A 22601-nucleotide genomic window follows, 5' to 3' on the forward strand; every position below is an offset into this window, starting at 1 on the left:
GCAACGGCGATTCTACCTGAAATGGTATCGCCGTGCTGACCTAAACCACCGTCCGGCCGAGGTCGGCTTGATCGCATATGCCAAACTTCAGGAGGTCGTCATGCCCGGGCTTGTCCCGGGCATCCACGTTGTTCGTACCGCAGGCAACGCGTGGATGGCCGGGACAAGCCCGGCCATGACGATGTGGAAGCGTCAGCGCACTTAGCGCCCGCATCATATGCGGTTGGATTTGGCCCGACGCTCAGTAATGCGGCTCGTACATCTGCGACGAGACCTGGGCCATCACGTCGTTGGGCGCGGGACCATCGGCGAGCCCGCGCTGATAGGCCACTTGCGCGACGGCAGCGGCAATGCGCGCGGAGACCTCGCGGATGCGGGGCAGCGCCGGGTAGAGGCTGCCTTGCGCGAGGTCCTCCTTGCCGACGCAATCGGCGAGCGTGTGGGCCGCGGCCATGAACATCTCGTCCGTTACCAATCGCGAACCGCTGGCGATGACGCCGAGGCCGACGCCAGGGAAGATGTAGGAATTATTGCCCTGGCGCGGCACGAAGGTGCGGCCGTTGAGCGTCACGGAATCATAGGGGCTGCCGCAGGCGAACAGCGCGCGGCCCTCGGTGTAGCGATAGGCATCCTCCGCCGAGCATTCCGCCTTCGAGGTCGGGTTGGAGAGCGCGAACACGATCGGATGCTTGTTGAGCTCGGCCATCGCCTTGAGCACGTCGGGCGTGAAGGCGCCGCCGACTGCAGCGACACCGATGATCGCCGTCGGCTTCAGCGTCTTGATGGCAGCGAGGAAGTCGGTGATCGGCGCCTGGTCGGCATGGGCATAGCGGAGCTTGTGGCCGGAAAGGCCCGCACGTCCCGCAACGACGAGGCCGCGGGAATCCACCAGCCAGTTGCGCCGGAGCGCTTCGGCCTCCGTGGCGCCCTCCGCCATCATGGCGGAGACAACGAGATCGGCGATCCCGGTCGCCGCCTCGCCCGCGCCGAGGAACAGGATCTTCTGGTCCCTGAGCTTGCCGCCGCTGACTCGCAGCGCCGAGAACAGACCGGCGAGCGCGACCGCCGCCGTGCCCTGGATATCGTCGTTGAAGACGCAGGCTTCGTCCCGATATTTGTGCAGCAGCTTGAATGCCGAATGGTTGGCGAAATCCTCGAACTGGATCAGCACGCCCGGAAACGTCTTTCGCGCGGCCTGCATGAACTCGTCCACGAAGCTGTCATAGGCCTCGCCCGTGAGCCGCCGCTCGCGCAGCCCGAGATAATAGGGATCGTTCAGCAGCTCTTCGTTGTTGGTGCCGACATCGAGCACGATCGGCAGGCATTGCTCCGGATGCACGCCCGCACAGGCCGAATAGAGCGAGAGTTTGCCGACCGGGATGCCCATGCCGTTGGCGCCGAGGTCGCCGAGACCGAGGATGCGCTCGCCGTCGGTCACGACGATGAGTTTCGCCGGATAGGGCCAGTTCTTAAGGATCTCGGCGATCTGGCCGCGATCGCGCGAGGAGATGAACATGCCGCGCGGCCGCTGGAAGATCAGGCCATATTTCTGGCAGGCGAGCCCAACCGTCGGCGTGTAGATGATCGGCTGGATCTCGTCGATATTGTCGCAGACGACGCGGAAGAACAGCGCCTCGTTGCGGTCATGCAGCGCGTTCAGCGCAACGTATTTTTCCAGGTCGGTCGGCAGCGTGCGCAAATTGGTGAGCACGCGCTCCGCCTGCGTTTCCATGGTCAGCACGCAGGGCGGCAGCAAACCGCGCAAGCCGAGCGCGGCGCGCTCCTGTTCGGTGAAGGCGGTGCCCTTGTTGAGCAAGGGATCGCGAAGCAGCGTCATGCCCTGCAGCGCGGTGGAAGATGGTGTCGAGTGGGCACTAACCCGGTTAGGTCTATTCACGAATTCCCCCCAGGGAGTTTCTTATTGAACCGCGAACATTGTCGGCCACCACACCCTGGAGATCAAGGACGTTGCCACGCATGCGTCGATTGTGATCTCGCACCGCAGCGAGATTTCCGTAAAGACCGCAAGTTGCATGCGACGACAAAGTTAACGCCGCAAACTCGTCGCCCTCATGGTGAGGCGCGCGGAACGCGCGTCGCGAACCATGAATGCCCCTATCTCGCCCGCTTCCCATCCTTCGAGACGCCCGCTTCCAGCGGGCCCTCAGGATGAGGGGGAGCGCTTTGTGATACTGCAGCTACTCCGGCTTGATGTCGGCGGCCTTCACGACCGGCCACCATTTTTCAGTCTCGGCCTTCTGGAATCTCTCGAGCGCTGCGGGCGATTGCTGCTCCAGCGGCGGAATCTCCTGCCCCAATTCGGCAAAGCGCTGCTTGACTGACGGATCGGCCAGCACTGCCACGATCGCCGCGTTGAGTTTTGTGACAATTTCTTTGGGCGCGTTCTTCGGTGCCCAGATGCCGTGCCAGTAGGAGATGTAGAGGCCGGGCAGCCCCGCCTCGTCGACGGTCGGAATGTCGGGCGCGGACGCAAGCCGCGTCGGCGACGTCACCGCGAACGCCTTGATCGCACCGTTCTTGTATTGCGGTAGCGAGTTCGATGCCTGGTCGAACATGATGTCGATCTGCCCTGCCACCAGATCGATCATCGCGGGCCCCGCGCCGCGATAGGGCACGAACTGGAAGTCGGTGCCGGTCTTTTCCTTGAAGAAGACGCCAGCAACATGCGCGCCCGTGCCGGCACCGGCGGTCCCGGCAGTGGCCTTGCCGGGATTTTCCTTCAGCCAGGCGATCAGCTCCTTCAGATTGTCGGCCTTGAGCGTCTTCCTGCCGACGATGAGCTGCGTGCCCATCGCGATCATCGCGACCGGCTCGAAATCCGCGATCACGTCGTAGGGTAGCTTGAAGATCGCGCCGTTCAGAACATGCGTGCCCCAATGGCCGATCGTGATCGTCGTGCCGTCCGGGCTCGCGCGCGCGACACGGGCGCCGGCGATGCTGCCGGAGGCGCCCGCCACGTTCTCGACAACGACCGTCGTGTGCAATTCAGCGGAGATCCGTTCGGACAGGATCCGCGCCAGCGTATCGGTCGGGCCACCCGCCGCGAACGGCACGACGAGCGTGATGGGTCGCGACGGGAAGGACTGAGCGCCGGCCGGCGCGGTCCACAGCGCAGATCCGATCAGAGTGCAAACGATCAACGCGCAAACGATCACTTGGCCGCGCAATCCAGCCCACAGCCCCCGCATCATCCTCACCACCCTTTTCGTCGCCCGCATGTTGGCAGCGGGCTGGAGCCGGAGTGAACGCTGCCAGGCGGACAGAGGCAAGCCGGAAATTTGTCGAGCGGCTATCCGGTCGCGCGACGGGGCGTCAGGTTCGCAGCCGCATCGGCCGGCGGCGCGATCTGCATCAAGATGGTCTGAACGGGAGATGCGATCTCGATCCCGGCCTGCTGGAAGCGCAGCTTCATGCGGCGGTTGAATTCGCGCTGCACCGGCCAGCGCCCCGAATCCGTGCAGCGGATCTGGCCGACGATCGACACCATCGCGCCGTCGACCTTGTCGATGCCCCAGAGCTCGAGGTCGCCGCGGATCGCCGCACGGAATTCCGGCTCGCGGCGCATCTCGTCGACGATCTCCTTGAGGATCAGGCCGGCGCGGTCGGTGTCCTCCTTGTAGGCGACGTTGACGCTGACCGACGCATTGCCCGCACCGCGGCTCGAATTGGTGATGGTTGTGACCGCGCTGAACGGCACGATGTGCACGGAGCCATCACCGGCGCGCAGGCGGATGGTGCGGATCGAGACGTTCTCGACCACGCCGGTGAGACCCGACACACTGACGGTGTCGCCGACCTGCACCGTGTTCTCCAGGAGCAGAAACAGGCCGGTGATGAGGTCCTGCACCAGCTTCTGCGAACCGAAGCCGATAGCAATGCCGACAATGCCGGCACCGGCAAGCAATGGCGCGACATTGACGCCGACCTCGCTCAGCGCAGTGAGACCGACGACGGTGGCGATCAGGCAGAGCAGCACCGTCCGCAGCATCGGCTGGAACGTGCGCAGCCGCGCGGCGCGGGCGTAATGTCCGTCCCGCGACAACGTGTTGATCTGACGTTCCAGCAGCGCGTTGCTGGCTTCCCAGACTATCGCGGCAATGGCAGCGGCGATGCCGATGGTCACCACCGCCGATATCAGCCGGCTGCCGATCTGGCCCCCATAGAACCAGACGATGGCATCGACGCCCCAGACCTCGAGCACAGCCACGAAGCCGATGAAGGCGATGACACCAGAGACGATCCTGCGCAGCAGCGGCAGATAGCGGTTCGCGCGGATCTCGAGGCCGGGGAATCGCTGCAAGATCTCCGGATTGATGCGGAAGCCGCGGTCGATCAGGCTCAGCGTCACCATGATGACGACGCGCGTGATCAGCGCGACCGCGATGGTGCCGACGAAATATTGCAGCAGCAGCGAGTAGCCGTTGCGGATGTTCAGCGCCCACACCGCCCACAGCGCAAGGTCGAGCGCGATCGCAAGATAGTGCCAGCCGCCGGCGATGCGGTTGCGCAGGCGCGCCGCAATTCCCTGCCGGCCGGCGGGCGCGCGAATGGCGTCCGCAACCTGGCGGCGGCATTGCAGGATGATGACGACGATGAAGAGATGCACGATCAGCATCACCATGCGCAGCAAGGCAGCATAGCCAGCGCGATGCAGCCCGAGCAGCAGCGCCACGTTGGCAAAGCAGATGCCGGACACGCCGACGCCGACGATGCGGCGCGCCCAGATCTCGATATAGGCCGCAGTCTCGGCGCGAACCGGGAACAGGCCGTACGGCCCCGCCAGAGCGCGGACGACGCAGATGAGCCCGCGCGAGAACGCGTAGGCGTTGACGACCGCGAGGATCACGAGGCGTACCGTTATTGGATCGCCGATCTCCGTTCCCAGAAGCGCCGTGGCGATGCCGACGAAGACGCACACCGGGAGCAGCTCGAGAAGCAGACGTCCGATCACGAACGGCAGCCGCAGGAACAGCTGCCAGGCCCGCGCCAGGGTGGCGCGGCGCCGGTGCAGCTCGGGTGCGGCGGCGACATCGGCGGCGGAGGATGGCGGATCGGCGACGGGCAGCGCCTGCGCGGGAAGACGCGCGGTCTGCGGCACGCGCGATTCCAGGAATGCGACCGGACGCCGGATCAGGCGAAAGATCACCCATTCGGCGCAGAAGGCACAGCCGAACACCAGCGCCAGCTTCCAGGCGATCTCGATCAGAAGATTGTAGGCGGCGGGATCATTCGCCGTGCGCAGGAACCAGTAGTAGAAGGCCGGGAAATGTGTCAGCGTCCGCGCGATTTCCGCGACCTGACGCGAGATATCGCCGATCTCCTCCGATACCGTCAGCAGGAGCTGCGCGCCGAGACCGTCGGCCGAGAGGGGAATCGGGGATTTCTGTTCGGGCGGGGGCGGCGCGGCCTGGGTCGAAGCGTTGGCGATGGCGCGCAGCGTATCGATCATCTGGGCGCGTTTCTTGTCGTCCTGCAGGGTCTCCAGCGCCCGCTTGGCTTCGTCGGGCGACAGCGTGGCCGCTCCGTTCGTTGCCGGCGCGCGCGGCTCGGCGCGGGCACCGGAGAAGGTCGAGATTGCGAGGAAGAGGACAGCGAATAGCGCTGGGACGAGCTTGTGCGACACGAAGATTCCCTGGAAAAACGGCTGCGCCCGGCGGAGACGAGACTCGTCGCCGCCGTGGCGCAGGCGTCATGTCGGATTGTGCTATTCGCCCCGATCCTGTGTCGGAAGTTTGCCGGCGAGACGACTTTCTCTTGGCATTTGCCGCAATGCAGGGAATGCCCGCGGCGTAATAGGCGAGAGCAAAGCTCCCGTCATCCCGGGCTTCAGCCCGGAATGACGGCGAGGAGGAGAAGAGAGAGAAAGCAGGATGTCGAAGGCAACTTCGCGCGGCGGCCTCGTCGCGGTCGCCTGATGCGCTGAGCGCGTCTCACAACACACCGCCGGGAAGGTAAGGGGCTTTGCCTCACTGATGCAGCCCGCTTAAACCTTGTCCCGGCGTGTCGTTCGCGGATTGAACCGCTATGCGATAGTCCGAACGAGCTCCATCGCAATTAACGCGGCCGGATTTGCGGAGGTGGCGTCATAGACCTCCCCTTGCTCTTGAGGTTGGACATTGCGCGTCGCAGATTTGCGACCCTCGGAATGCTCCTCCCGTGCCACAAAACTGTCAAGCGGGATCAGAGGTGCGCGGATCACATTTGAATGTGCTGGTTCCGCAACGTCGACGCTGCCGGTGGCTGGTCCGCGACAAGATGCGGCGGAATAAATTCTTCCCCGCAGCGTTTGTGTCGATGAGGATATTCGCCTCTCCTTTCTCCGTCATTTCCAGAAAGCAAAAGATGAAGATATCGATTTGTCTCACTGTGCTCGCCGCGCTCGTCGCCGGAGTTGGATCGGCCGCCGCGCAAAATCCGCCGCAGACCTCGACCAGGAAGGTCGACGGTACCGAGAACGTCTACATCTTCCGCTATGGCGGCCATCAGTCGATGTTCGTGGTGACACCGCAGGGCGTGATCGCGACCGACCCGATCTCGTACTTGCGTCCCGCGAAGCCCTATATCGAAGCCATCAAGGCGGTCACCGACAAACCGATCAAATACGTCATCTACAGCCACCACCATTACGACCACATCGCCGGCGGCCAGCCGTTCAAGGATCTCGGCGCCATCTTCATCGCCCACCGGCGGACCAAGGAGCGCCTGCTCGAGCTGAAGAAGCAGAATGCACTGCTGTCCGACGTCGTGATGCCGGACCAGGTGGTCGACGACAAGAAGACCATCACGCTCGGCGGCACCACGCTGGAGCTGAACTATGTCGGCCGCAACCATTCGGACAATTCGCTGGTGATGCGGCTGCCGAAGGAGAAACTCGTCTTCGTCGTCGACTTCGCACCGATCGAGTCCGTCCAGTTCCGCAACATCCCGGATAATGCGTCGCCGGTCGAATATATCGCTTCGCTCAAGAAGCTCGCCGCGCTCGACTGGGAGCGGATGATCCCGGGCCACCCCAATGCGGGCGGCCGGCTCGGCACCAAGAAGGACGTCGAAGACGACATCGCCTACATGGAGGACCTGTCGGCCGAGGTGAAGAGGGCCGCCGATGCCGGCAAGTGCTTCGACACCGCGATGAAGGAAGTGAAGCTGCCCAAATACGAGAAATGGGCGAACTACGAAAGCGGCCTCCCCGCCAATGTGGAGCGCTTCTGCTATTGGTGGGGCCGCGGGTATTGAGAGGGTTTTGACCTCTCCCCGCTCCTGCGGGGAGAGGCTTGCGCGAAATACGGATTCGCAAGGCAGGTCGCCGGGCGTCCCGACGCGCTCGCCTGGCACTCGCCTAACGAATGGAAAATGCAATCCATCCGCTCGCCCTCCAATTCGCCGAAGACGCGCAGGCAGACCGGCGCGTTGCCAGCATAGGTCTGGGCTCGCGCAGAACCAGCCGCCAGGAGCATGGCGAGCGCGGAAATGGCGACAACCGGCTTGAACACAACGACCTCGGATTCACAGAAACATGTCGGTCAAATCGACCGTAGATGAATTTCCGATCTGGTCAAAGTTTTGCGCGAGCCAGCTTCGCGCGGCCTCGCGCCCCTCATCGCGCAGCTGGCACAGCAAGCTCCATTCGGGATGAAACTGTGTGGCGGTCCCGAGCTGCGACATCAACTGGTCATTGCCGATCCAGTGCATGAACATGCGGCTGTGCGTGCTGCTATCGAGTTCGCCATTGTCTATCAGACGGGTGGCGAAGGCAATCGCGCGCATCTCCCGCATCAGCGACGAATTGAAGCTGATCTCGTTGATGCGGTGCAGGACATCGGCCGCGCTCGCCGGCAGCTCGTCGCGCCGGATCGCGGTGACCTGCACGATGATGACGTCGTGGCTGCCCTTGCGATAGATCAGAGGAAAGATCGCGGGATTGCCGAGATAGCCGCCGTCCCAATAATGCTCGCCGTCGATCTCGACGGCCTGGAAATACGGCGGCAGGCAGGCCGAGGCCAGCACGGTGTCCGCGCTGAGCAGCGGCGTCTGGAACACCTTGATCTTGCCAGTGCGGACATTGGTGGCGTTAAGAAAGAGCTGCGGCGCCTCCGGCGACGAATTGAGCCGGTCGAAGTCGACCACGCGCTGCAGCAAGGACCGGAGCGGATTGAATTGGAAGGGGTTGAGCACGTTCGGCGGAACCGTGTGCGTCAACGTGTGGATGAAGGCATGGACCGGGTGATATTCCGGCGGCAGCTTGAGGGCCTGGATCAGCTGGTTGAGCGGCGAAAACAGGTCATAGATCTGGTCCATCCGCGAGACCTCGTTCCAGAACGCATGCAGGTTCTGCCGGGCCGCCTCGGCTCCGCCGATGGCCATGCCGGAAGCCAGCACCACGGCATTCATCGCACCGGCGCTGGTGGCGCTGATCGCCTCGATCGCGAGCCTGCCGTCCTCGAGCACGTGGTCCAGCACGCCCCAGACGAAGGCGCCGTGCGCGCCGCCGCCCTGGAGTGCGAAGTTGACGTTTTTCTGGTTTCCGGTCCCATAGGCGGTCACTTGGCGCGCTTCCTGCCTCGCTTGGCTTCGCTCTCGAGCGCTTTCCGCACTTCGGCGAACTCACTCAGCGAGGCCTTGTCCGCGCGCGGAAAGCGCAGATCGAGCTTTTCGAGCGCCGCGACGATCACCGAGCCGATCACGACCCGCGCGAACCATTTGTGGTCGGCGGGCACGACATGCCAGGGCGCATGAGGCGTCGCCGTGTGCCGGACGATATCCTGGTACACGGCCTGATAGCGCGGCCACAGCGCACGCTCCTTGATGTCGTCCATGGAGAACTTCCACTGCTTGGCCGGATCCTCCAGCCGGTCGAGAAAGCGCTCGCGCTGCTCGTCCTTGGACAGATTGAGAAAGAACTTCAGCACCACGGTGCCGTTGCGCGTCAGGTATCGCTCAAAGGCGGAAATGTCCTCGAACCGTTCTTTCCAGATGTTCCTGGTCACGAGCTTTGGCGGCAGCTTCTCCTTGGCGAGTATCTCCGGGTGGACGCGCGTCACCAGGCATTCCTCGTAATGGGAGCGGTTGAAGATACCGATGTGGCCACGCTCCGGCAGCGCGATGACGTGGCGCCAAAGGAAATCGTGGTCGAGCTCCTTGCTGCTCGGCTGCTTGAAGGCATGGACCTCGCAGCCCTGCGGGTTGATGCCCTCGAAGATCGCCTTGATCGCGGAGTCCTTGCCGCCCGCATCCATGCCCTGGAGCACGATCAGGAGCGACCAGCGGTCCTGGGCGTAGAGCTTCTCCTGGAATTCGATGAGGTGTTTCTTGTTGGCGTCGAGGATCTCCTGCCCCTGCTCCTTGTCCAAGCCCCCTTTCTCGTCGGTCTTGTGCTCTTTCAGGCGAAACTTGCCGGACCCGTCATGGCGGAACGGCGAGATATACCGGTCGAGTTGTTCAGCGAGCGATTTTGACGGCCTCTTGCTCATGCGTGCGGGATACCTTGCGTTGCGATTTCAATCGATCGAGCACGCTACCAAGGATGCCCTTGGGAAGGAATATGATGAAGAGGACGAGCAGCACGCCGTAGACGAGATTGTCCCAGCCGACCGCCTTGGTGCCGAAGCCGATGCGCAGGGTCTCCGCGAGCAGGATGGTGATGATGGCGCCGACGGTCGGACCGAGCGAGACGAACAGGCCGCCGACGATGGCCGCGAACACCATCTGCAGCGACACCGCGATGCCGCTGACAGTGTCGGGCGTGATGAACATCTGGTACTGGCAGTAGATCGCGCCGGCCAGCGCCGTCATCAGCGCGCTGATCAGCGTGATCTTCAGCTTCTCGGCGGTGACGTCGACGCCGGCGGCCGCCGCGGCGTCCTCATCCTCCGAGATAGCCTCCAGTGCGTAGCGGCTCATGCTGCGATCGATCAAGTGCCAGACGACGATGCCCGCAAGCCAAACCGCAAGCGCGATCAGGTACCATGTCGTCTTGTCGTCGAATTGCAGCGCCAGCAGCTTGTTGGTCGTGGCGCGGTTCGGCGTATAGCCGAGGGACCCGCCAGTATAGTCGCGCGTCGCCGTGATGACCTGGAGCACGATGCCGGAGAGCGCGAGCGTCACCAGCACGAAATAGTGCCCGGTGATGCGGAAACGGAAGCAGGGATAGCCGACGACGAGGGCCAGCGCGCCGGCCGCGACCATGCTGACGGGGATGCCGATCCAGGGCGACAGACCGAGATGATTCCACAGCAGCGCGGTGACATAGGCGCCGATTCCCATGAAGCCGCCATGGCCGAGCGAAACGAGGCCGAACCGCCCCATCATCGACCAGGAGGTGTAGGCGAACGACCAGATCAGGATCAGCACGAGGATGTGCAGATGATAGGGATCGCGATAGACGAAGGGCAGCGCAACCAGTGCCGCCAAACCCACCGCCCACGCTGCAAGCCGGCCCTGCCCCGTCATCGCCGCCTCGCAAGCAGGCCCGCGGGCCGGATGAACATCATGACGATGAAGAAGGCGAAGGCGAGCACATAGCCCCATTCGAGGTCGGAGAACAGGCCGCCGAGCGAGATGATCTCGGCAAACACGAAGGCAGCGATGAAGCCGCCGATGAAATTGCCGAGACCGCCGAGCACGCAGATCAGGAAGGTGATCGGCCCGAACGACAGTCCGACGAAGGGATGCACGTCGTATTGCAGCACCAGGAGGCAGGCGGCGAGTCCGGCGAGCCCGCCGCCGAGCGCGGATGTGATGATGTACATCCGTTTGGTATCGACACCCATCAGCGCCATGATCTGCCGGTCCTGCGAGATGGCGCGGATCGCGGTGCCGGTGAAGGTGCGGGTCATGAACAGATAGACCGCGACCATGCCGACCAGGGCAGCCAGGAACGACAGCAATCGCGCGTAGCTGAAATTCATGTCGCCGAAGGCCAGCACCGGCAGGCGGATGCCGAGATTGCGGAAGTCGATGCCGAAGGCGACTGTGGCAAAGCTCTGGAGCACGAACAGCACCCCGCCGGTCGCCAGAAGCTGATTGATCGGCGGCGCCGTGAGCAGCGGCGCGATGACGAGGTAGTGGAGCAAGGCGCCGAGCAGCGCAACCAGAAGGATGGTGAACGGCGCGGCGATGAAATAGCTGAGGCCGTAATATTGCACCATGAAGTACATGGCGTACATGCCGATCATCACGAGCTCGGCGTAGCAGATCCAGGTCACGTCGATGACGCCGAAGATCAGGTTCAGCCCGAGCGCCAGCAGCGCCAGCACGCCGCCGAGCAGGATGCCGTTGATCACCGCCTCCAGCAGATAGATGTCGAAGATGTCAAGAAATGCCTGCATGCGCCGTACCCGCCATCATACCCCGAGATACGCTTCCTTGACCGTGTCGCTGGCCAGCATCTCGGCCGCGGTGCCCGAGCTGCGGATCGTACCGGCCTCGATCAGATAGGCACGGTCGACCACATGCAGCACCTGCTGCACGTTCTGCTCGACGATCAAGACGGTCAGCCCGCTCGCTCGGATTCGTTTCACGAGCTCGAACACCTGCTGCACGACGACCGGCGCAAGCCCTGCGGAGGGCTCATCCAGCAGCAGCAGCTTCGGATTCGACATCAGCGCGCGGCCGATCGCGCACATCTGCTGCTCGCCGCCGGACATGGTGCCGGCCATCTGGTGGCGGCGCTCCTTCAGCCGGGGGAACAGCTCGAAGACGAAATCGAGGCGCTCGGCGTATGTCCTGCGCGCCTCCTTCATGAAGGCGCCCATCTTCAGATTGTCGTCGACCGAGAGCTGCGGAAACAGCCGCCGGTTCTCCGGCACATGGGCGATGCCGAGGCCGACGATGCGGTGCGCCGGCGTCGCCGCGACATCGACGCCCTCCATCCGGATCGATCCGCGCGAGGGGCGGATCAGGCCCGAGATCACCCGCATCAAGGTGGTCTTGCCGGCGCCGTTCGGTCCGATGACGCCGACCGCCTCGCCGGCTTTCACGTCGAGATTGACGTCAAACAGCGCCTGGAAGCTGCCATAGCCGGCATCGACGGAACGAAGCTCCAGCATGGCGCTACACTCCGGCGCGGCGGCGCGCCTCGGCGGCCGCGGCTTGCGTGGTCTCGGCATCGGTGCCGAGATAGACCTCGATCACGCGCAGATCGCTCGCAACCGCGCTCGGCAGCCCCTCCGAGATCTTCTCGCCGTGGTCGAGCACCATGACGCGGTCGACCACGCGCATCAACACGCCCATGATGTGCTCGACCCAGATGATGGTGATGCCGAGCTCGTCGCGGATCTTTCGCAGCATCTCGGCGGCCTGATCCATCTCGGCCTCATCGAGGCCGCCGAGGCTTTCATCCGCGAGCAGCAGTTTTGGCGCGGTCGCGAGCGCCTTCGCAAGCTCGAGCTTCTTCAGGCCGGCCGCTCCTAAGCCGTCGACAGACGCATGCCGATCGGTCGGTAATCCAACCATCGCGAGCGCGCGTTCGGCCGCCTCCTCCGCCTTGACGCGGCTGTGACGGCCCTGGCCGTAGAAGCCGGCGAGCGCGACGTTCTCGAAGATGGTCAGCTTGCGAAACGGCCGCGGAATCTGGAAGGTGCGGCCGATGCCGCGGTTGATGATCCGGTGCGGGGCAAGGCCCGCGATCTCGTGCCCGGCGAACAGGATGGATCCGGAAGTCGGAGGAAGCGTGCCGGAGAGCATGTTGAAGATCGTGCTCTTGCCAGAGCCGTTCGGGCCGATCAGGCCGAGGATCTCGCCCTGATCGACCCTGAACGACACGTTGTTGACGGCCTTGAAGCCGCCAAACCGCTTCACGAGCCCGCTGACCTCCAACACCAAAGCTCTCCGCCGCTACTGGTTGCTGTAGGTGGTGCCCTTCGGCAGCGGCAGAACGGCTTCGCGCTGCGCCTGGCTCTTGGGCCACACCACATAGGATTTGTCGTCGAGATACTGGATGACAACGGGGAACGAGCGCTCGTTCTGCCCGGCCATCGGCGTCCCCTCGCCGTAGAACTTGACGCCGAAGCCGAGCATGGTGCCGCCTTCCGGGATGTCGGTATCGAGCGATGCCTTGCGCAGCGCGTCCGGATCGACGCCGCCATACTTCTTGATCGCGCGCGGCAGCACATCGTTCATGAACACGTAGGTGTTGGAGGCGCCGATGCCGACATGAGCCGAGCGGATGGCGACGCCGGGCTTGATCTTGTCGAACTCCTCGCCGACCATCTTGATGACCGGCGCGAGCTTCGGATCCATGGTCTTCTGGTTGGCGAGCCAGATCGAGATCGGGTCGGTGTTGAAGATGTAGGTGGCGTCGGCGCCGAGGCCTTCCTTCAGCTTCTCATAGACGCCGTAGCCCGCGCCGTGGCCCATCAGCGCGCCGAATTTCAAGCCCTGCTCGCGGGCCTGGCGCAGCAGGAGCGTGATGTCGGGATTGTAGCCGGTGTGGAAGATCACGTCGGGCCTGGCGCGCTTCAGCTTGGTCACCAGCGCTGAGAGATCCGGCGCGGTTGCCGAATAGCCTTCCTTCAGCACGACGTTGAAGCCGGCCTTCTTGGCGCCAACCTCGTTGCCCTTGGAGACGTCGACACCATAGGCGCCGTCCTCGTGGATGATGGCGACGCGGAGGTCCTTCGGCTCCTTGCCGAACTTCTCCTTCGCGTTCTGCGCGATGAAGTCCATGGTCATCATGCCGAACTGATCGCCGCTCGCCTGCGGGCGGAACACGTATCTGTAGTTCTTGTCGTTGAACACCGCGGACGAGATACAGGTCGTCATCCACATGAACTTCTTCAGCTGCTCGACGCGAGCGGCCACCGGCACGCATTGCGCCGAGGAGAAGAAGCCGAGCACCATGTCGACCTTCTCCTGCTCGAGCAGGCGAACGGATTCGTTGATGGCGACGTCAGGCTTGCTCTGCGCGTCGGCGTAAACCGCCTCGACCTTGTAGCCCTCGACGCCGGTCTTGCTGTACTGGTCGAGGATGATCTTGACGCCGATATATTCGAGCTCCGATCCGCCGCCTGCGAGCGGTCCGGTCAGGTCGAAAATCACGCCAATCTTGATTTTTTTCTCCTGGGCCTGGGCGGACATTGCCAAGCCCGTCGCCGCGATCGCGACCAACAGCCCACGTACCAAGCGGGCAGCCATGCGCAGGCGCATCTAAACCTCCCTGGACGATTGTGCATTGCATTCTTGTTGTTTTTGCTTTTTGGCCCATCACATGGGTTGAGCGATGCGATGTCAAGCCTCGCGCGTCAGCGCGCGGCGAACTGGTGCTCGACGAAGGCCGTGACAAAACGCGGCATGGTCGGCGTGAGATCACTCATCCCGCGCACGAGATGAACGGCCGCAAGTTCGGGCTCGGCCTGGGCAGCGAGATTGGCCTCGATCCGGGCACGGGCCGCCTCGCCCGGCATGTCCAGGTTGAGGATCTGCATCATGGCAATCGAGCGGCCGGCGACAACGCAGTGCCAGCCCGCCTCCACCACGTAGTCGGTGGCGGTCAGGCCGGTCTCCTCCTCCATCTCCCGCACAACGCTGCCGGTGATGTCGAGCGTGCCATCCTTGACGTCATCGAGGTCGGGCGTGCCCGACGGGAAATAGATGCGGCCCGCATTGGATGTATGCGGTCCCATCTCGCCCATCACGAAGGCGCCGTCGGAGGCGCGCAGCGCGCCCATGCCGAAGCCGTTGAACACGGCCGGGTCCGGAAAACCCCAGTCGCGCCAAGCGAGGAAGCTGGCAAAATCCGTCTCGAAATAAGTCGCGGCGAAATGGCCGTCAGAGAACACGGGGTCGCGCCCGAGCAGGACGCGGCCGTTCCAGATCTGCGGGAGCTCGCGCTGCTTCGCGGCGAAATGCGCGTCGATCTCGGCGCGCCGTTCTTCCGCGAACGGCCACGCGATCGGGCGGACGGCAAGATCAAGCGTCGTGACGCGATGAATGATGGAAGACGTCATGACAGTCGACTAGCACGCCTTCGCGTCAGTTATTTGGCATTCGATCCCGTGGTCTTCTTGGCCTGATCGACGAACTTGTTGGTGAAGGTCTTGCTGACGTCGATCTTGGCGTTCGCCACCTCCGGCGAGCCGACGCTGAACACCGCGAGCACCGCGTCGGCGCCCTTCGGGTCCATTTTGCCGGTTTCGGAGAACATCGGAATCGTGTTCTTCAGCGCGGCGAGATAGAGATCCTTGTTCTTGCCGACCATCTCCTCCGGCATCTTCGCCATGATCTCCTCGGGCGAGTGCGAATGGATCCAGGCGAGCGTGCCCAGCATCGCATTGGTCAGCGCCTGCGTCTCCTTCTCGTGGCCGGCAACCCACGCCGCCGTCGAGTACAGCGCGCCGCCCGGATATTCACCGCCGAACGTCTCGAGCGTGTCCTTCTGCGTGCGGGTATCGCTGAGAATACGCAGGTCCTTGTGGCTGCCCTGGAGCACGGTCACGGAGGGGTCGAGCATCACGGCCGCATCGAGCTGGCCCTGCTCCATCGCGGCCACCGCAGTGGCGCCGAGGCCGACGCCGATCACGGCGGTGCCGGCGGGATCGAGCCCGTTCTTCTTCAGCAGATATTTCAGGAAGAAGTCCGTCGACGAGCCGGGCGCGCTGACGCCGACTTTCTTGCCCGCGAGATCCTTGACCGACTTGATCTCGTTGGTGCGCGAGGGCGCAACCACCAGCACGAGGCCGGGATAGCGGTCATAGACCACGAAGGCCTGGAGTTCCTGCTTCTTGGCCGCGAGGTTGACGCAATGGTCGAAATAGCCGGAGACCACGTCGGCGCTGCCGCCGAGCACGGCCTTGAGCGCGTCCGAGCCGCCCTTGAGGTCGACCAGATCGACGTTGACGCCGGCCTTTTCGTATTCGCCGAGCTGCTTTGCCAGCACCGTCGGCAGGTAGCACAGGCAGGAGCCGCCGCCGACCGCGATGGTCACCTTGCTTTGCGCCGCGGCAAGACCGGTGGTGAGCGTCAGCGCGAGCAGCGCGCCGGCGAGCCTCGCTATCGTGTTCTTCATTGGTTTCCTCCGTTCGGCTGGCGGCACCATAGAGCAGCGGGACAGGCTTGAGAAGCGCCGGACGGGGCACTGGTCATCGGCCTTTCGGCGCAATAGCATGACGGCACAAGAACAATTCCAGATGGGAGGACTATCCATGAACCGTATCGCCGCCGCCGTTTCGATGGCCGCCGCCTTTGCCGCCGGATGCGGCGCGACACACCTGCTCCGGCCGGCGCTCGCTGCGGAAAACGTCAACGCACAAATCATCCACACCAGCGAGATGGAAGGCGACGCGCTCGGGCCCGCCAACAATGTCGGCTACCGCTCCAAGATGTTCATGAGCGCCGACGGCGCCACCATCTCGATCCAGGTCGGCAATGTGCCCAAGCACATGCATCCCAACACCAACGAGATCCAGTACATCCTGGACGGGACCGGGACGATCTGGCTCGGCGACAAGGAAGTCACGGTGAAACCCGGCGACCTCGTCATCATCCCGAAGGGGACGGCGCATGGCGGCACCAAGCCGATCAGCGGGCAGGTGAAGGCGATCGCGATCAAGACGCCGCCGCAGGCGCCCGATGACACCAAGCTTCTGGACTAAAGCCTTCGCGCCATCGGGCTCGCGCTGACGCGCGGGCCTCATTGCGCTAACCGCGCCCGTCGGCTGCCGTCGGCCGCCACACCAGCAGGCGCCGCTCTACCAGCGTGACGCCCGTGTCGATCAGGATGACGAAGGCCGACAGCACGAACATGCCGGCGAAAACGCCCGCGACGTCGAACACGCCCTCGGCCTGCTGGATCAGATAGCCGAGCCCCGCCGCCGACCCCAGATATTCGCCGACGACGGCGCCGACCACCGCGAAGCCGACGGACGTGTGCAGCGAGGAGAACATCCACGACAATGCGGACGGCCAATAGACGTGCTGCATCAACTGCCGCTCGCTCATGCCGAGCATGCGGCCATTGTCGAGCACGGTGCGGCTGACCTCCTTGACGCCCTGATAGACGTTGAAGAACACGATGAAGAACACGAGCGTCACGCCGAGCGCGACCTTGGACCAGATGCCGAGACCGAGCCACAGGGCGAAGATCGGGGCGAGCACCACGCGCGGCAGCGCGTTGGCCATCTTCACATAGGGGTCGAACACCGCGGCGACCGTCGGCTGCCGCGCAAACCAGAAGCCGACCAGGACGCCGCCGAGCGAGCCGATCACGAAGGCGAGGATGGATTCCCAGAGCGTGATCGCAAGATGCTTCCAGATCACGCCGCTCGCAAACCACTTCACGATCTGGCTGAACACGTCGACCGGGTTGGAGAAGAAGAACGGGGGCAGCAGGATCTTGCCGAACACAGGGACAGTCGACAGCACCTGCCACAGCACGATGCAGACGACGGCAACCAGGACTTGCAGTGCAAGCAGCGTCAGACGCGACATCAGACCGCCTCCGCCGCTTGGGTGGATTGGGCGTAGCCCTTCATCACCTCGTCCTTGAGCACGCTCCAGATCTCGCGATGGAGTGCGTGAAACTCCCTGTCCAGCCGCACCTCGAAGATGTCGCGGGGCCGCGGCAGCGTCACGCGCCAGTCGCCGATGATGCGCGAGGACGGCCCCGCCGACATGATGACGACACGGTCGGCGAGCGCGATCGCCTCTTCGAGGTCATGGGTGACGAACAGCACGGCCTTGCGATCGGCGCTCCAGAGGTCGAGCAGGAGATTACCCATCACCTGCCGGGTCTGCGCGTCGAGCGGCCCGAACGGCTCGTCCATCAAGAGAATTTTTGGATCGCGGATCAGCACCTGCGCCAGTGCGACGCGCTTGCGCTGGCCGCCGGAGAGCATGTGCGGATAGCGGCCCGCGAACGCGCCGAGGCCGACCGAGGTAAGCCATTTCTGCGCGCGCGGCAGCGCCTCAGTGCGCGGCGTGCCCTTGATCTCGAGCCCGATCGCGACATTGTCGAGCGCCGTCTTCCAGGGAAACAGCGCGTCGGCCTGGAACAGGTAACCGGCATCGCGATTGAGGCCGGCAAGCGGCCGGTCAAATATCTTGACGCTGCCGGCGGCCGGCTTCAGCAGGCCCGCCGCGACGTTGAGCAGCGTGGATTTTCCGCAGCCGGTCGGACCGACGATGGCGACGAACTCGCCCTGCGCCACGGTGAGGTGGGCCTTCTCCACCGCCGTATAGATTCGCTCGTCCGCCAGCCGAAACGCGACCTTCGCGTCCTCGAGCGCCACCGCCGTGGGCGTTGTCATGTGTTTCCTCCGAACCTTGATCGATGGCTTAGCCTCTCGCGCGGCCAAGTTCAATCAAGCCGCCAAGCGTGGTACGCATAAGCCTCGTCGCTCTTCACCCTCCCCTGGAGGGGGAGGGCGAGCAAGAGTGAGCCCGCCACCAATGCTTTCCAAGCCGACGATCAGCTACAGGCACGTCACCAAGAATTTCGGCCCCGTCGTGGCCGTCGACGACGTATCGCTCGACATCGCCGAGGGCGAGTTTGTGGCGGTGGTCGGCGGCTCTGGCTCGGGCAAGACGACGCTGCTGCGGCTGACCAACCGGCTGATCGAGGCGAATGGCGGCACGATCACGGTCGAGGGTGAGGATATCGGCACGGTCGACCATGTCGCGCTGCGGCGCCGGATCGGCTACGTGTTCCAGAGCGGTGGACTTTTCCCGCATCTGAGCGTCGCCGACAATATCGGGATCACGCCAAAACTGCTGGCTGTGCCGGCGCCGGAGATTGCCGCGCGCGTCGACGAGCTGCTGGGGCTGGTGCGGCTCGACCGCGGCGCCCACCGCGACCGACTGCCAGAAGCGCTCTCCGGCGGCCAGCGCCAGCGTGTCGGCGTGGCGCGAGCGCTCGCTGCACGTCCCCGCATCGTGCTGATGGACGAGCCGTTCGGCGCGCTCGATCCCCTCACCCGCGATGCGCTCGGCGAGGATTTTCGCGACCTGCACCGCAAGCTCGGGCTCACCACCGTCATGATCACGCACGACATGACGGAAGCGATCTTGCTCGCCGACCGCATCGCGGTGATGCGGAGCGGAAAGCTGCTGGCGCAGGGCACGCCGGCTGAGCTCGCCCGCAGCGGCGATGCCTATGTGCTCGAGCTCCTGCGTACACCACGGCGCCAGGTCGAGCGGCTGAACGCGCTGTTGCCGCAGGATGGCCCGGCATGAGCCTCCTCACCGATCCACGCTGGGGCGAGGCGCTGGCGCATCTGCCCGATTATCTCGGCAACCACGTGCGGGTGAGCCTCGCCGCACTGGCGCTCGGACTGATCGTCAGCCTGCCGCTGGCGATCCTGACGCGCAACCGCCCGGCACCGCGCGGCGTCCTGCTCGCGCTTGCGAGCATCGTGCAGACCGTCCCCGGACTGGCGCTGCTCGCGCTGTTCTATCCGCTGCTGCTGGCGGCGGCCTCGGTGACGCTCGCCTGGTTCGGCGTCTCCTTCTCCGCGTTCGGCTTCCTGCCGGCGATGCTGGCGCTGGCGCTCTATTCGATGCTGCCGGTGCTGCGCAACGGCATCACCGGGCTGAACGGCATCGACCCGGCCCTGCTCGAGGCCGCCAAGGGCGTCGGCATGACCGCGCGACAGTCGCTCGTCATGGTCGAGCTGCCGCTGGCGCTGCCGGTGATGATGGCCGGCATCCGCACCGCCGCGGTGTGGGTGATCGGGACGGCGACGCTGTCGACGCCGATCGGACAGACCAGCCTCGGCAATTACATCTTCGCAGGGCTCCAGACGCAGAACTGGGTGTTCGTGCTGTTCGGCTGCTTTGCCTCTGCCCTGCTGGCACTCGCCGTCGACCAATTGCTCGGCCTGATCGAGAGCGGCCTGCGCAACCGCAGCCGCCTGCGCGCGGGGCTCGGCGGCGTCGGCCTTGCAGCGCTGGTGATTGCGACGCTGGTGCCGTCGATGGGGCGCTCCTCATCGAGCTATGTCGTCGGCGCGAAGACATTTGCGGAGCAATATGTGTTGTCAGCGCTCATGAAGGAACGCCTCGAGGCGGCAGGCCTGCCTGCGACCACACGCTCCGGCCTCGGCTCGAACGTGATCTTCGAGGCGCTGAAGGCCGGCGACATCGATCTCTATGTCGACTATTCCGGCACGCTCTGGGCCAACCAGTTGCATCGCACCGACATCAAGCCGCGCGCAGAGCTGTTATCGGAGTTGAGGACGGCGCTTGCCAAGGACAACATCACCCTGCTCGGCGAGCTCGGCTTCGAGAACGCCTATGCGCTGGTGATGCCGAGGAAACGCGCCGAGGCGCTTCATATTCGCACCATCGCCGATCTCGCCGCACATGCATCGACAATGTCGATCGCCGGCGACTACGAGTTCTTCTCGCGTCCGGAATGGGCTGCGCTGCAGCAGGCCTACGGCCTCGCGTTCCAAGCCCAACGCCAGATGCAACCGGACTTCATGTATGCGGCAGTCGCAAGCGGCGAGGTCGACGTGATCGCGGGCTACACCAGCGACGGCTTGATCGCGAAATACGACCTCGTGACGCTCGACGACCCCAGGCACGCGATTCCGCCTTACGATGCCATCCTGCTGTTGGCGCCGAAGCGCGCCGGCGACGCGCGCTTGCAGGCGGCGCTGAAGCCACTGCTCGGCAAGATCGACATCGCCACCATGCGCGAAGCGAATTTGCGCGCCAGCGGCAACGACGCGAACTCATCGCCCGATGCGGTGGCGATGTGGCTGTGGGAGAAGATCCACAGGCAGTAGCTCGCACCTCAAGGTGACGGTTAGAGAGCGTCGCTCGCGGGCCCAGCAGATCGGACCAGCAGCGCTAAAGCCCCCGGATCGTCCCCGCATCGATCAGCAGCCGGTTGAGACGGCGCGCCTCCGCGCCGTCCTTGCAGCCGTAGAATGCGCCGTTGCAGCGGAGCATGATCTCCTTCTGCTCGGCGAAGGATGGGTCGAGCGGAATGCCTGCGGCCTCCTGGATCACCAGCGGCAGATAGGCGCCGTCGATGGTATCCATCACCGCCTTGCTTTTCATCGGCTCGAAATTAACGACGTCGATCGCGTAATAGGTCGCGTAGAGGCGTTTATCATAGTCGTCGAGCTTCTTGCCGATGCTGCCTTCGTCGAGCCCGGGCTCGAGGATATGGGGCGCGAATTCCGGCTGATGGTCGCCGTAGCGCACGATCAGGAAGGGCTCGCCCGGGAACGTCTTCTTCAGACCTGCAATAAACGATTTGTACTGCTCGGCGCTCATCGCCTGCCGGCGCAGATATTCGTCGATGGAGGGCGTATTGCCGGGCGCGCGCCAGTTCGGCATCAGGTCCGGGCGGAGGCGCGTCTCCCAGGGGAAATGATTGGCGCCGAGATAGACGAAGGTGAACAGCGGCTTGTTCGGCGGCCGCTGGCCCATCAGCTGAAGCGCCTTGTCGTAGAAGAACGAGTCGGGCTCGACGTCCTTGGCGCCGAGATCCTTCGCGTCGTAGAAGCGTTCGATGCCGGTGGTGAGCTGGAAGCTGCGCGCTCCCATGAAACCGCCGTATGCGGGATAGAGCGACATGGTGTCGTAGCCGCAGCGGCGCAGGGCCAGCGGCAGGCCGCGTTCGACACGGCCGGACGCGAGACGGGTGACGAAGTAGGCGAAGCGGCCGAACGAGCGCGAGGACAGACCCGCGAGCACGTTGTATTCGGTGAACCAGCTCGGCCCGCCATTGCTCTCGGCGAGGAAAGTGCGCTGCTTGCCGTCATAGGACTTGAAATGGCTGCCATAGCCAGGCGGCACCTTGATGCCTTGCGCGGCGCGGATGTCGAAGCTCGATTCATCATGGATCATGATGATGTTCGGCCGACGGCCCGCAGGATGGCAGGAATCGACCAGCGGCATGTTGAGCCGCTCATTGGTGGACGCCGCGGACTCCATAAAGCCGTATTGCACGAAGTCGGAGACGGCGGTGACGCCGGAGCGGAAGAATTTCGAGAGATAGCCGTCATCGTAATAGCCGCGCCAGGCTTCGTCAGGATGATAGACGGAGTAACCGACCAGAGCTGCGAGACAGGCGAGCTTGCAGGCGAGCGCCGGCAGGCGGCGGATGCGGAACGGATCGAGCCACCACAGCGCATACATCAGCGGCAGCGTGACGAGGCCGGCCCCGATCACCGACCAACGCAGGTTCGGGAAAATCGTGAACAGGAACGCGACGGTGTCGCGGTCGATCATCATCAGGTCGATGAAGTTCACCGTCATCTGCACGACGTCGTGCTTGAGCCGCGACAGCAGCACGAGCACGACGACCATGGTCAGTGACAACGCGCCCGACAGCGCGGGCCGCCGCAGCAGCGTGATCCAGAAGAAGTTGAGGATACCCCAGGCGAGGACGAAGGAGAGCCGCGAGCCGAAATCGGTCTCGGTCTCGTACATCAGCGCGAGGGCCGCGAGGTGTGGAGCGGCGACCGCCAGCAGGCGCCAGATGCCGAGTGCGGCAACGCTCGCCAACACAGCGGTCGCGGCGGAAGGGCCTGGATTGGGCGCGGACGCCATCGACGACACGCTAAACTTAAAGTCCGGCGCGGTGATGCCAAGCCGTCTGGCCGGCCTATTGACGGCCAGGGCGTCCAGCGCCG

Annotated in this window: 20 protein-coding genes; 4 read left to right on the forward strand and 16 right to left on the reverse strand. The window is 64.3% G+C overall.

The window, feature by feature from the left end; genetic code table 11:
• Nucleotides 1-241: 241 nt before the first annotated feature.
• From K289_RS0109605 to K289_RS0109615, 3 genes are all read right to left on the reverse strand, one after another.
• Nucleotides 242-1837 carry an NAD-dependent malic enzyme gene (locus tag K289_RS0109605; RefSeq protein WP_027551305.1) on the reverse strand — a complete coding sequence of 532 codons (1596 nt, stop codon included), beginning with the start codon at nt 1835-1837 and terminating at the stop codon, nt 242-244.
• A gap of 361 nt (nt 1838-2198) precedes the next feature.
• On the reverse strand, nt 2199-3209 hold the full coding sequence (locus K289_RS0109610) for a tripartite tricarboxylate transporter substrate binding protein (RefSeq protein WP_027551306.1): 1011 nt from the start codon (nt 3207-3209) through the stop codon (nt 2199-2201).
• A 101-nt stretch (nt 3210-3310) separates the two neighbouring features.
• Nucleotides 3311-5644: a mechanosensitive ion channel domain-containing protein gene (locus tag K289_RS0109615; protein WP_027551307.1), complete on the reverse strand. Its 2334-nt coding sequence runs from the start codon at nt 5642-5644 to the stop codon at nt 3311-3313.
• A 719-nt stretch (nt 5645-6363) separates the two neighbouring features.
• Between K289_RS0109615 and K289_RS0109620 the strand changes: the two genes are divergently transcribed.
• Nucleotides 6364-7254 (forward strand): MBL fold metallo-hydrolase, encoded by an 891-nt coding sequence (locus K289_RS0109620; RefSeq protein ID WP_027551308.1) that lies wholly within the window; start codon nt 6364-6366, stop codon nt 7252-7254.
• Here K289_RS0109620 and K289_RS53045 read toward each other — a convergent pair.
• The 10 genes from K289_RS53045 to K289_RS0109665 form a co-directional block, all read right to left on the reverse strand.
• Entirely contained in the window at nt 7230-7511 is a 282-nt protein-coding gene (locus tag K289_RS53045) for a DUF3551 domain-containing protein (protein WP_156917890.1), read from the reverse strand. The two genes, K289_RS0109620 and K289_RS53045, sit on opposite strands and share 25 nt — an antisense overlap.
• A 13-nt stretch (nt 7512-7524) precedes the next feature.
• Nucleotides 7525-8562, reverse strand: coding sequence for a patatin-like phospholipase family protein (locus K289_RS0109625; RefSeq protein WP_027551309.1), 1038 nt, complete (start codon nt 8560-8562; stop codon nt 7525-7527).
• Entirely contained in the window at nt 8559-9488 is a 930-nt protein-coding gene (locus K289_RS0109630; RefSeq protein ID WP_027551310.1) for a polyphosphate kinase 2 family protein, read from the reverse strand. The genes K289_RS0109625 and K289_RS0109630 overlap by 4 nt, the downstream gene beginning before the upstream one ends.
• The gene (locus tag K289_RS0109635) at nt 9457-10467 is read right to left on the reverse strand and encodes a branched-chain amino acid ABC transporter permease (protein ID WP_027551311.1); all 1011 of its coding nucleotides are present in this window, start codon (nt 10465-10467) and stop codon (nt 9457-9459) included. Before K289_RS0109635 ends, K289_RS0109630 begins: the two co-directional genes overlap by 32 nt.
• The gene (locus K289_RS0109640) at nt 10464-11345 is read right to left on the reverse strand and encodes a branched-chain amino acid ABC transporter permease (RefSeq protein ID WP_027551312.1); all 882 of its coding nucleotides are present in this window, start codon (nt 11343-11345) and stop codon (nt 10464-10466) included. The genes K289_RS0109635 and K289_RS0109640 overlap by 4 nt, the downstream gene beginning before the upstream one ends.
• A 15-nt stretch (nt 11346-11360) precedes the next feature.
• The gene (locus tag K289_RS0109645) at nt 11361-12065 is read right to left on the reverse strand and encodes an ABC transporter ATP-binding protein (protein ID WP_027551313.1); all 705 of its coding nucleotides are present in this window, start codon (nt 12063-12065) and stop codon (nt 11361-11363) included.
• A gap of 4 nt (nt 12066-12069) precedes the next feature.
• Nucleotides 12070-12837, reverse strand: coding sequence for an ABC transporter ATP-binding protein (locus tag K289_RS0109650; protein WP_027551314.1), 768 nt, complete (start codon nt 12835-12837; stop codon nt 12070-12072).
• Between the two features lie 15 nt (nt 12838-12852).
• Nucleotides 12853-14163: an ABC transporter substrate-binding protein gene (locus K289_RS0109655; protein WP_027551315.1), complete on the reverse strand. Its 1311-nt coding sequence runs from the start codon at nt 14161-14163 to the stop codon at nt 12853-12855.
• 95 nt (nt 14164-14258) lie between these two features.
• Nucleotides 14259-14963 carry a hypothetical protein gene (locus tag K289_RS0109660; protein WP_027551316.1) on the reverse strand — a complete coding sequence of 235 codons (705 nt, stop codon included), beginning with the start codon at nt 14961-14963 and terminating at the stop codon, nt 14259-14261.
• Nucleotides 14964-14992: 29 nt separating this feature from the next.
• Nucleotides 14993-16021: an ABC transporter substrate-binding protein gene (locus K289_RS0109665; protein WP_027551317.1), complete on the reverse strand. Its 1029-nt coding sequence runs from the start codon at nt 16019-16021 to the stop codon at nt 14993-14995.
• 136 nt (nt 16022-16157) lie between these two features.
• Between K289_RS0109665 and K289_RS0109670 the strand changes: the two genes are divergently transcribed.
• Nucleotides 16158-16607, forward strand: coding sequence for a cupin domain-containing protein (locus K289_RS0109670; RefSeq protein WP_027551318.1), 450 nt, complete (start codon nt 16158-16160; stop codon nt 16605-16607).
• Nucleotides 16608-16653: 46 nt separating this feature from the next.
• On the opposite strand, the gene K289_RS0109675 is transcribed toward K289_RS0109670, so the two are convergent.
• Entirely contained in the window at nt 16654-17442 is a 789-nt protein-coding gene (locus K289_RS0109675; RefSeq protein ID WP_027551319.1) for an ABC transporter permease, read from the reverse strand.
• On the reverse strand, nt 17442-18260 hold the full coding sequence (locus K289_RS0109680) for an ABC transporter ATP-binding protein (protein WP_027551320.1): 819 nt from the start codon (nt 18258-18260) through the stop codon (nt 17442-17444). The genes K289_RS0109675 and K289_RS0109680 overlap by 1 nt, the downstream gene beginning before the upstream one ends.
• A gap of 142 nt (nt 18261-18402) precedes the next feature.
• Between K289_RS0109680 and K289_RS0109685 the strand changes: the two genes are divergently transcribed.
• Together K289_RS0109685 and K289_RS0109690 are read left to right on the forward strand one after the other, a co-directional pair.
• Nucleotides 18403-19185: an ABC transporter ATP-binding protein gene (locus tag K289_RS0109685; protein ID WP_027551321.1), complete on the forward strand. Its 783-nt coding sequence runs from the start codon at nt 18403-18405 to the stop codon at nt 19183-19185.
• Nucleotides 19182-20741 carry a glycine betaine ABC transporter substrate-binding protein gene (locus K289_RS0109690; RefSeq protein WP_027551322.1) on the forward strand — a complete coding sequence of 520 codons (1560 nt, stop codon included), beginning with the start codon at nt 19182-19184 and terminating at the stop codon, nt 20739-20741. Before K289_RS0109685 ends, K289_RS0109690 begins: the two co-directional genes overlap by 4 nt.
• A gap of 64 nt (nt 20742-20805) precedes the next feature.
• Here K289_RS0109690 and K289_RS0109695 read toward each other — a convergent pair whose 3' ends face one another.
• Nucleotides 20806-22518 carry a sulfatase-like hydrolase/transferase gene (locus K289_RS0109695; RefSeq protein ID WP_027551323.1) on the reverse strand — a complete coding sequence of 571 codons (1713 nt, stop codon included), beginning with the start codon at nt 22516-22518 and terminating at the stop codon, nt 20806-20808.
• Nucleotides 22519-22601 lie beyond the last annotated feature (83 nt).

The organism is Bradyrhizobium sp. Cp5.3, from assembly GCF_000426265.1.
GTDB classification, from domain to species: domain Bacteria; phylum Pseudomonadota; class Alphaproteobacteria; order Rhizobiales; family Xanthobacteraceae; genus Bradyrhizobium; species Bradyrhizobium neotropicale.

Bases quoted from the DNA above. Each gene is read 5' to 3' on its own strand.
- K289_RS0109605 (WP_027551305.1), bottom strand. From the start codon at position 1,837: ATGACGCTGCTTCGCGATCCCTTGCTCAACAAGGGCACCGCCTTCACC.
- K289_RS0109610 (WP_027551306.1), bottom strand. From the start codon at position 3,209: ATGCGGGGGCTGTGGGCTGGATTGCGCGGCCAAGTGATCGTTTGCGCG.
- K289_RS0109620 (WP_027551308.1), top strand. From the start codon at position 6,364: ATGAAGATATCGATTTGTCTCACTGTGCTCGCCGCGCTCGTCGCCGGA.
- K289_RS0109630 (WP_027551310.1), bottom strand. From the start codon at position 9,488: ATGAGCAAGAGGCCGTCAAAATCGCTCGCTGAACAACTCGACCGGTAT.
- K289_RS0109635 (WP_027551311.1), bottom strand. From the start codon at position 10,467: ATGACGGGGCAGGGCCGGCTTGCAGCGTGGGCGGTGGGTTTGGCGGCA.
- K289_RS0109640 (WP_027551312.1), bottom strand. From the start codon at position 11,345: ATGCAGGCATTTCTTGACATCTTCGACATCTATCTGCTGGAGGCGGTG.
- K289_RS0109645 (WP_027551313.1), bottom strand. From the start codon at position 12,065: ATGCTGGAGCTTCGTTCCGTCGATGCCGGCTATGGCAGCTTCCAGGCG.
- K289_RS0109655 (WP_027551315.1), bottom strand. From the start codon at position 14,163: ATGCGCCTGCGCATGGCTGCCCGCTTGGTACGTGGGCTGTTGGTCGCG.
- K289_RS0109660 (WP_027551316.1), bottom strand. From the start codon at position 14,963: ATGACGTCTTCCATCATTCATCGCGTCACGACGCTTGATCTTGCCGTC.
- K289_RS0109665 (WP_027551317.1), bottom strand. From the start codon at position 16,021: ATGAAGAACACGATAGCGAGGCTCGCCGGCGCGCTGCTCGCGCTGACG.
- K289_RS0109670 (WP_027551318.1), top strand. From the start codon at position 16,158: ATGAACCGTATCGCCGCCGCCGTTTCGATGGCCGCCGCCTTTGCCGCC.
- K289_RS0109675 (WP_027551319.1), bottom strand. From the start codon at position 17,442: ATGTCGCGTCTGACGCTGCTTGCACTGCAAGTCCTGGTTGCCGTCGTC.
- K289_RS0109680 (WP_027551320.1), bottom strand. From the start codon at position 18,260: ATGACAACGCCCACGGCGGTGGCGCTCGAGGACGCGAAGGTCGCGTTT.
- K289_RS0109685 (WP_027551321.1), top strand. From the start codon at position 18,403: ATGCTTTCCAAGCCGACGATCAGCTACAGGCACGTCACCAAGAATTTC.
- K289_RS0109690 (WP_027551322.1), top strand. From the start codon at position 19,182: ATGAGCCTCCTCACCGATCCACGCTGGGGCGAGGCGCTGGCGCATCTG.
- K289_RS0109695 (WP_027551323.1), bottom strand. From the start codon at position 22,518: ATGGCGTCCGCGCCCAATCCAGGCCCTTCCGCCGCGACCGCTGTGTTG.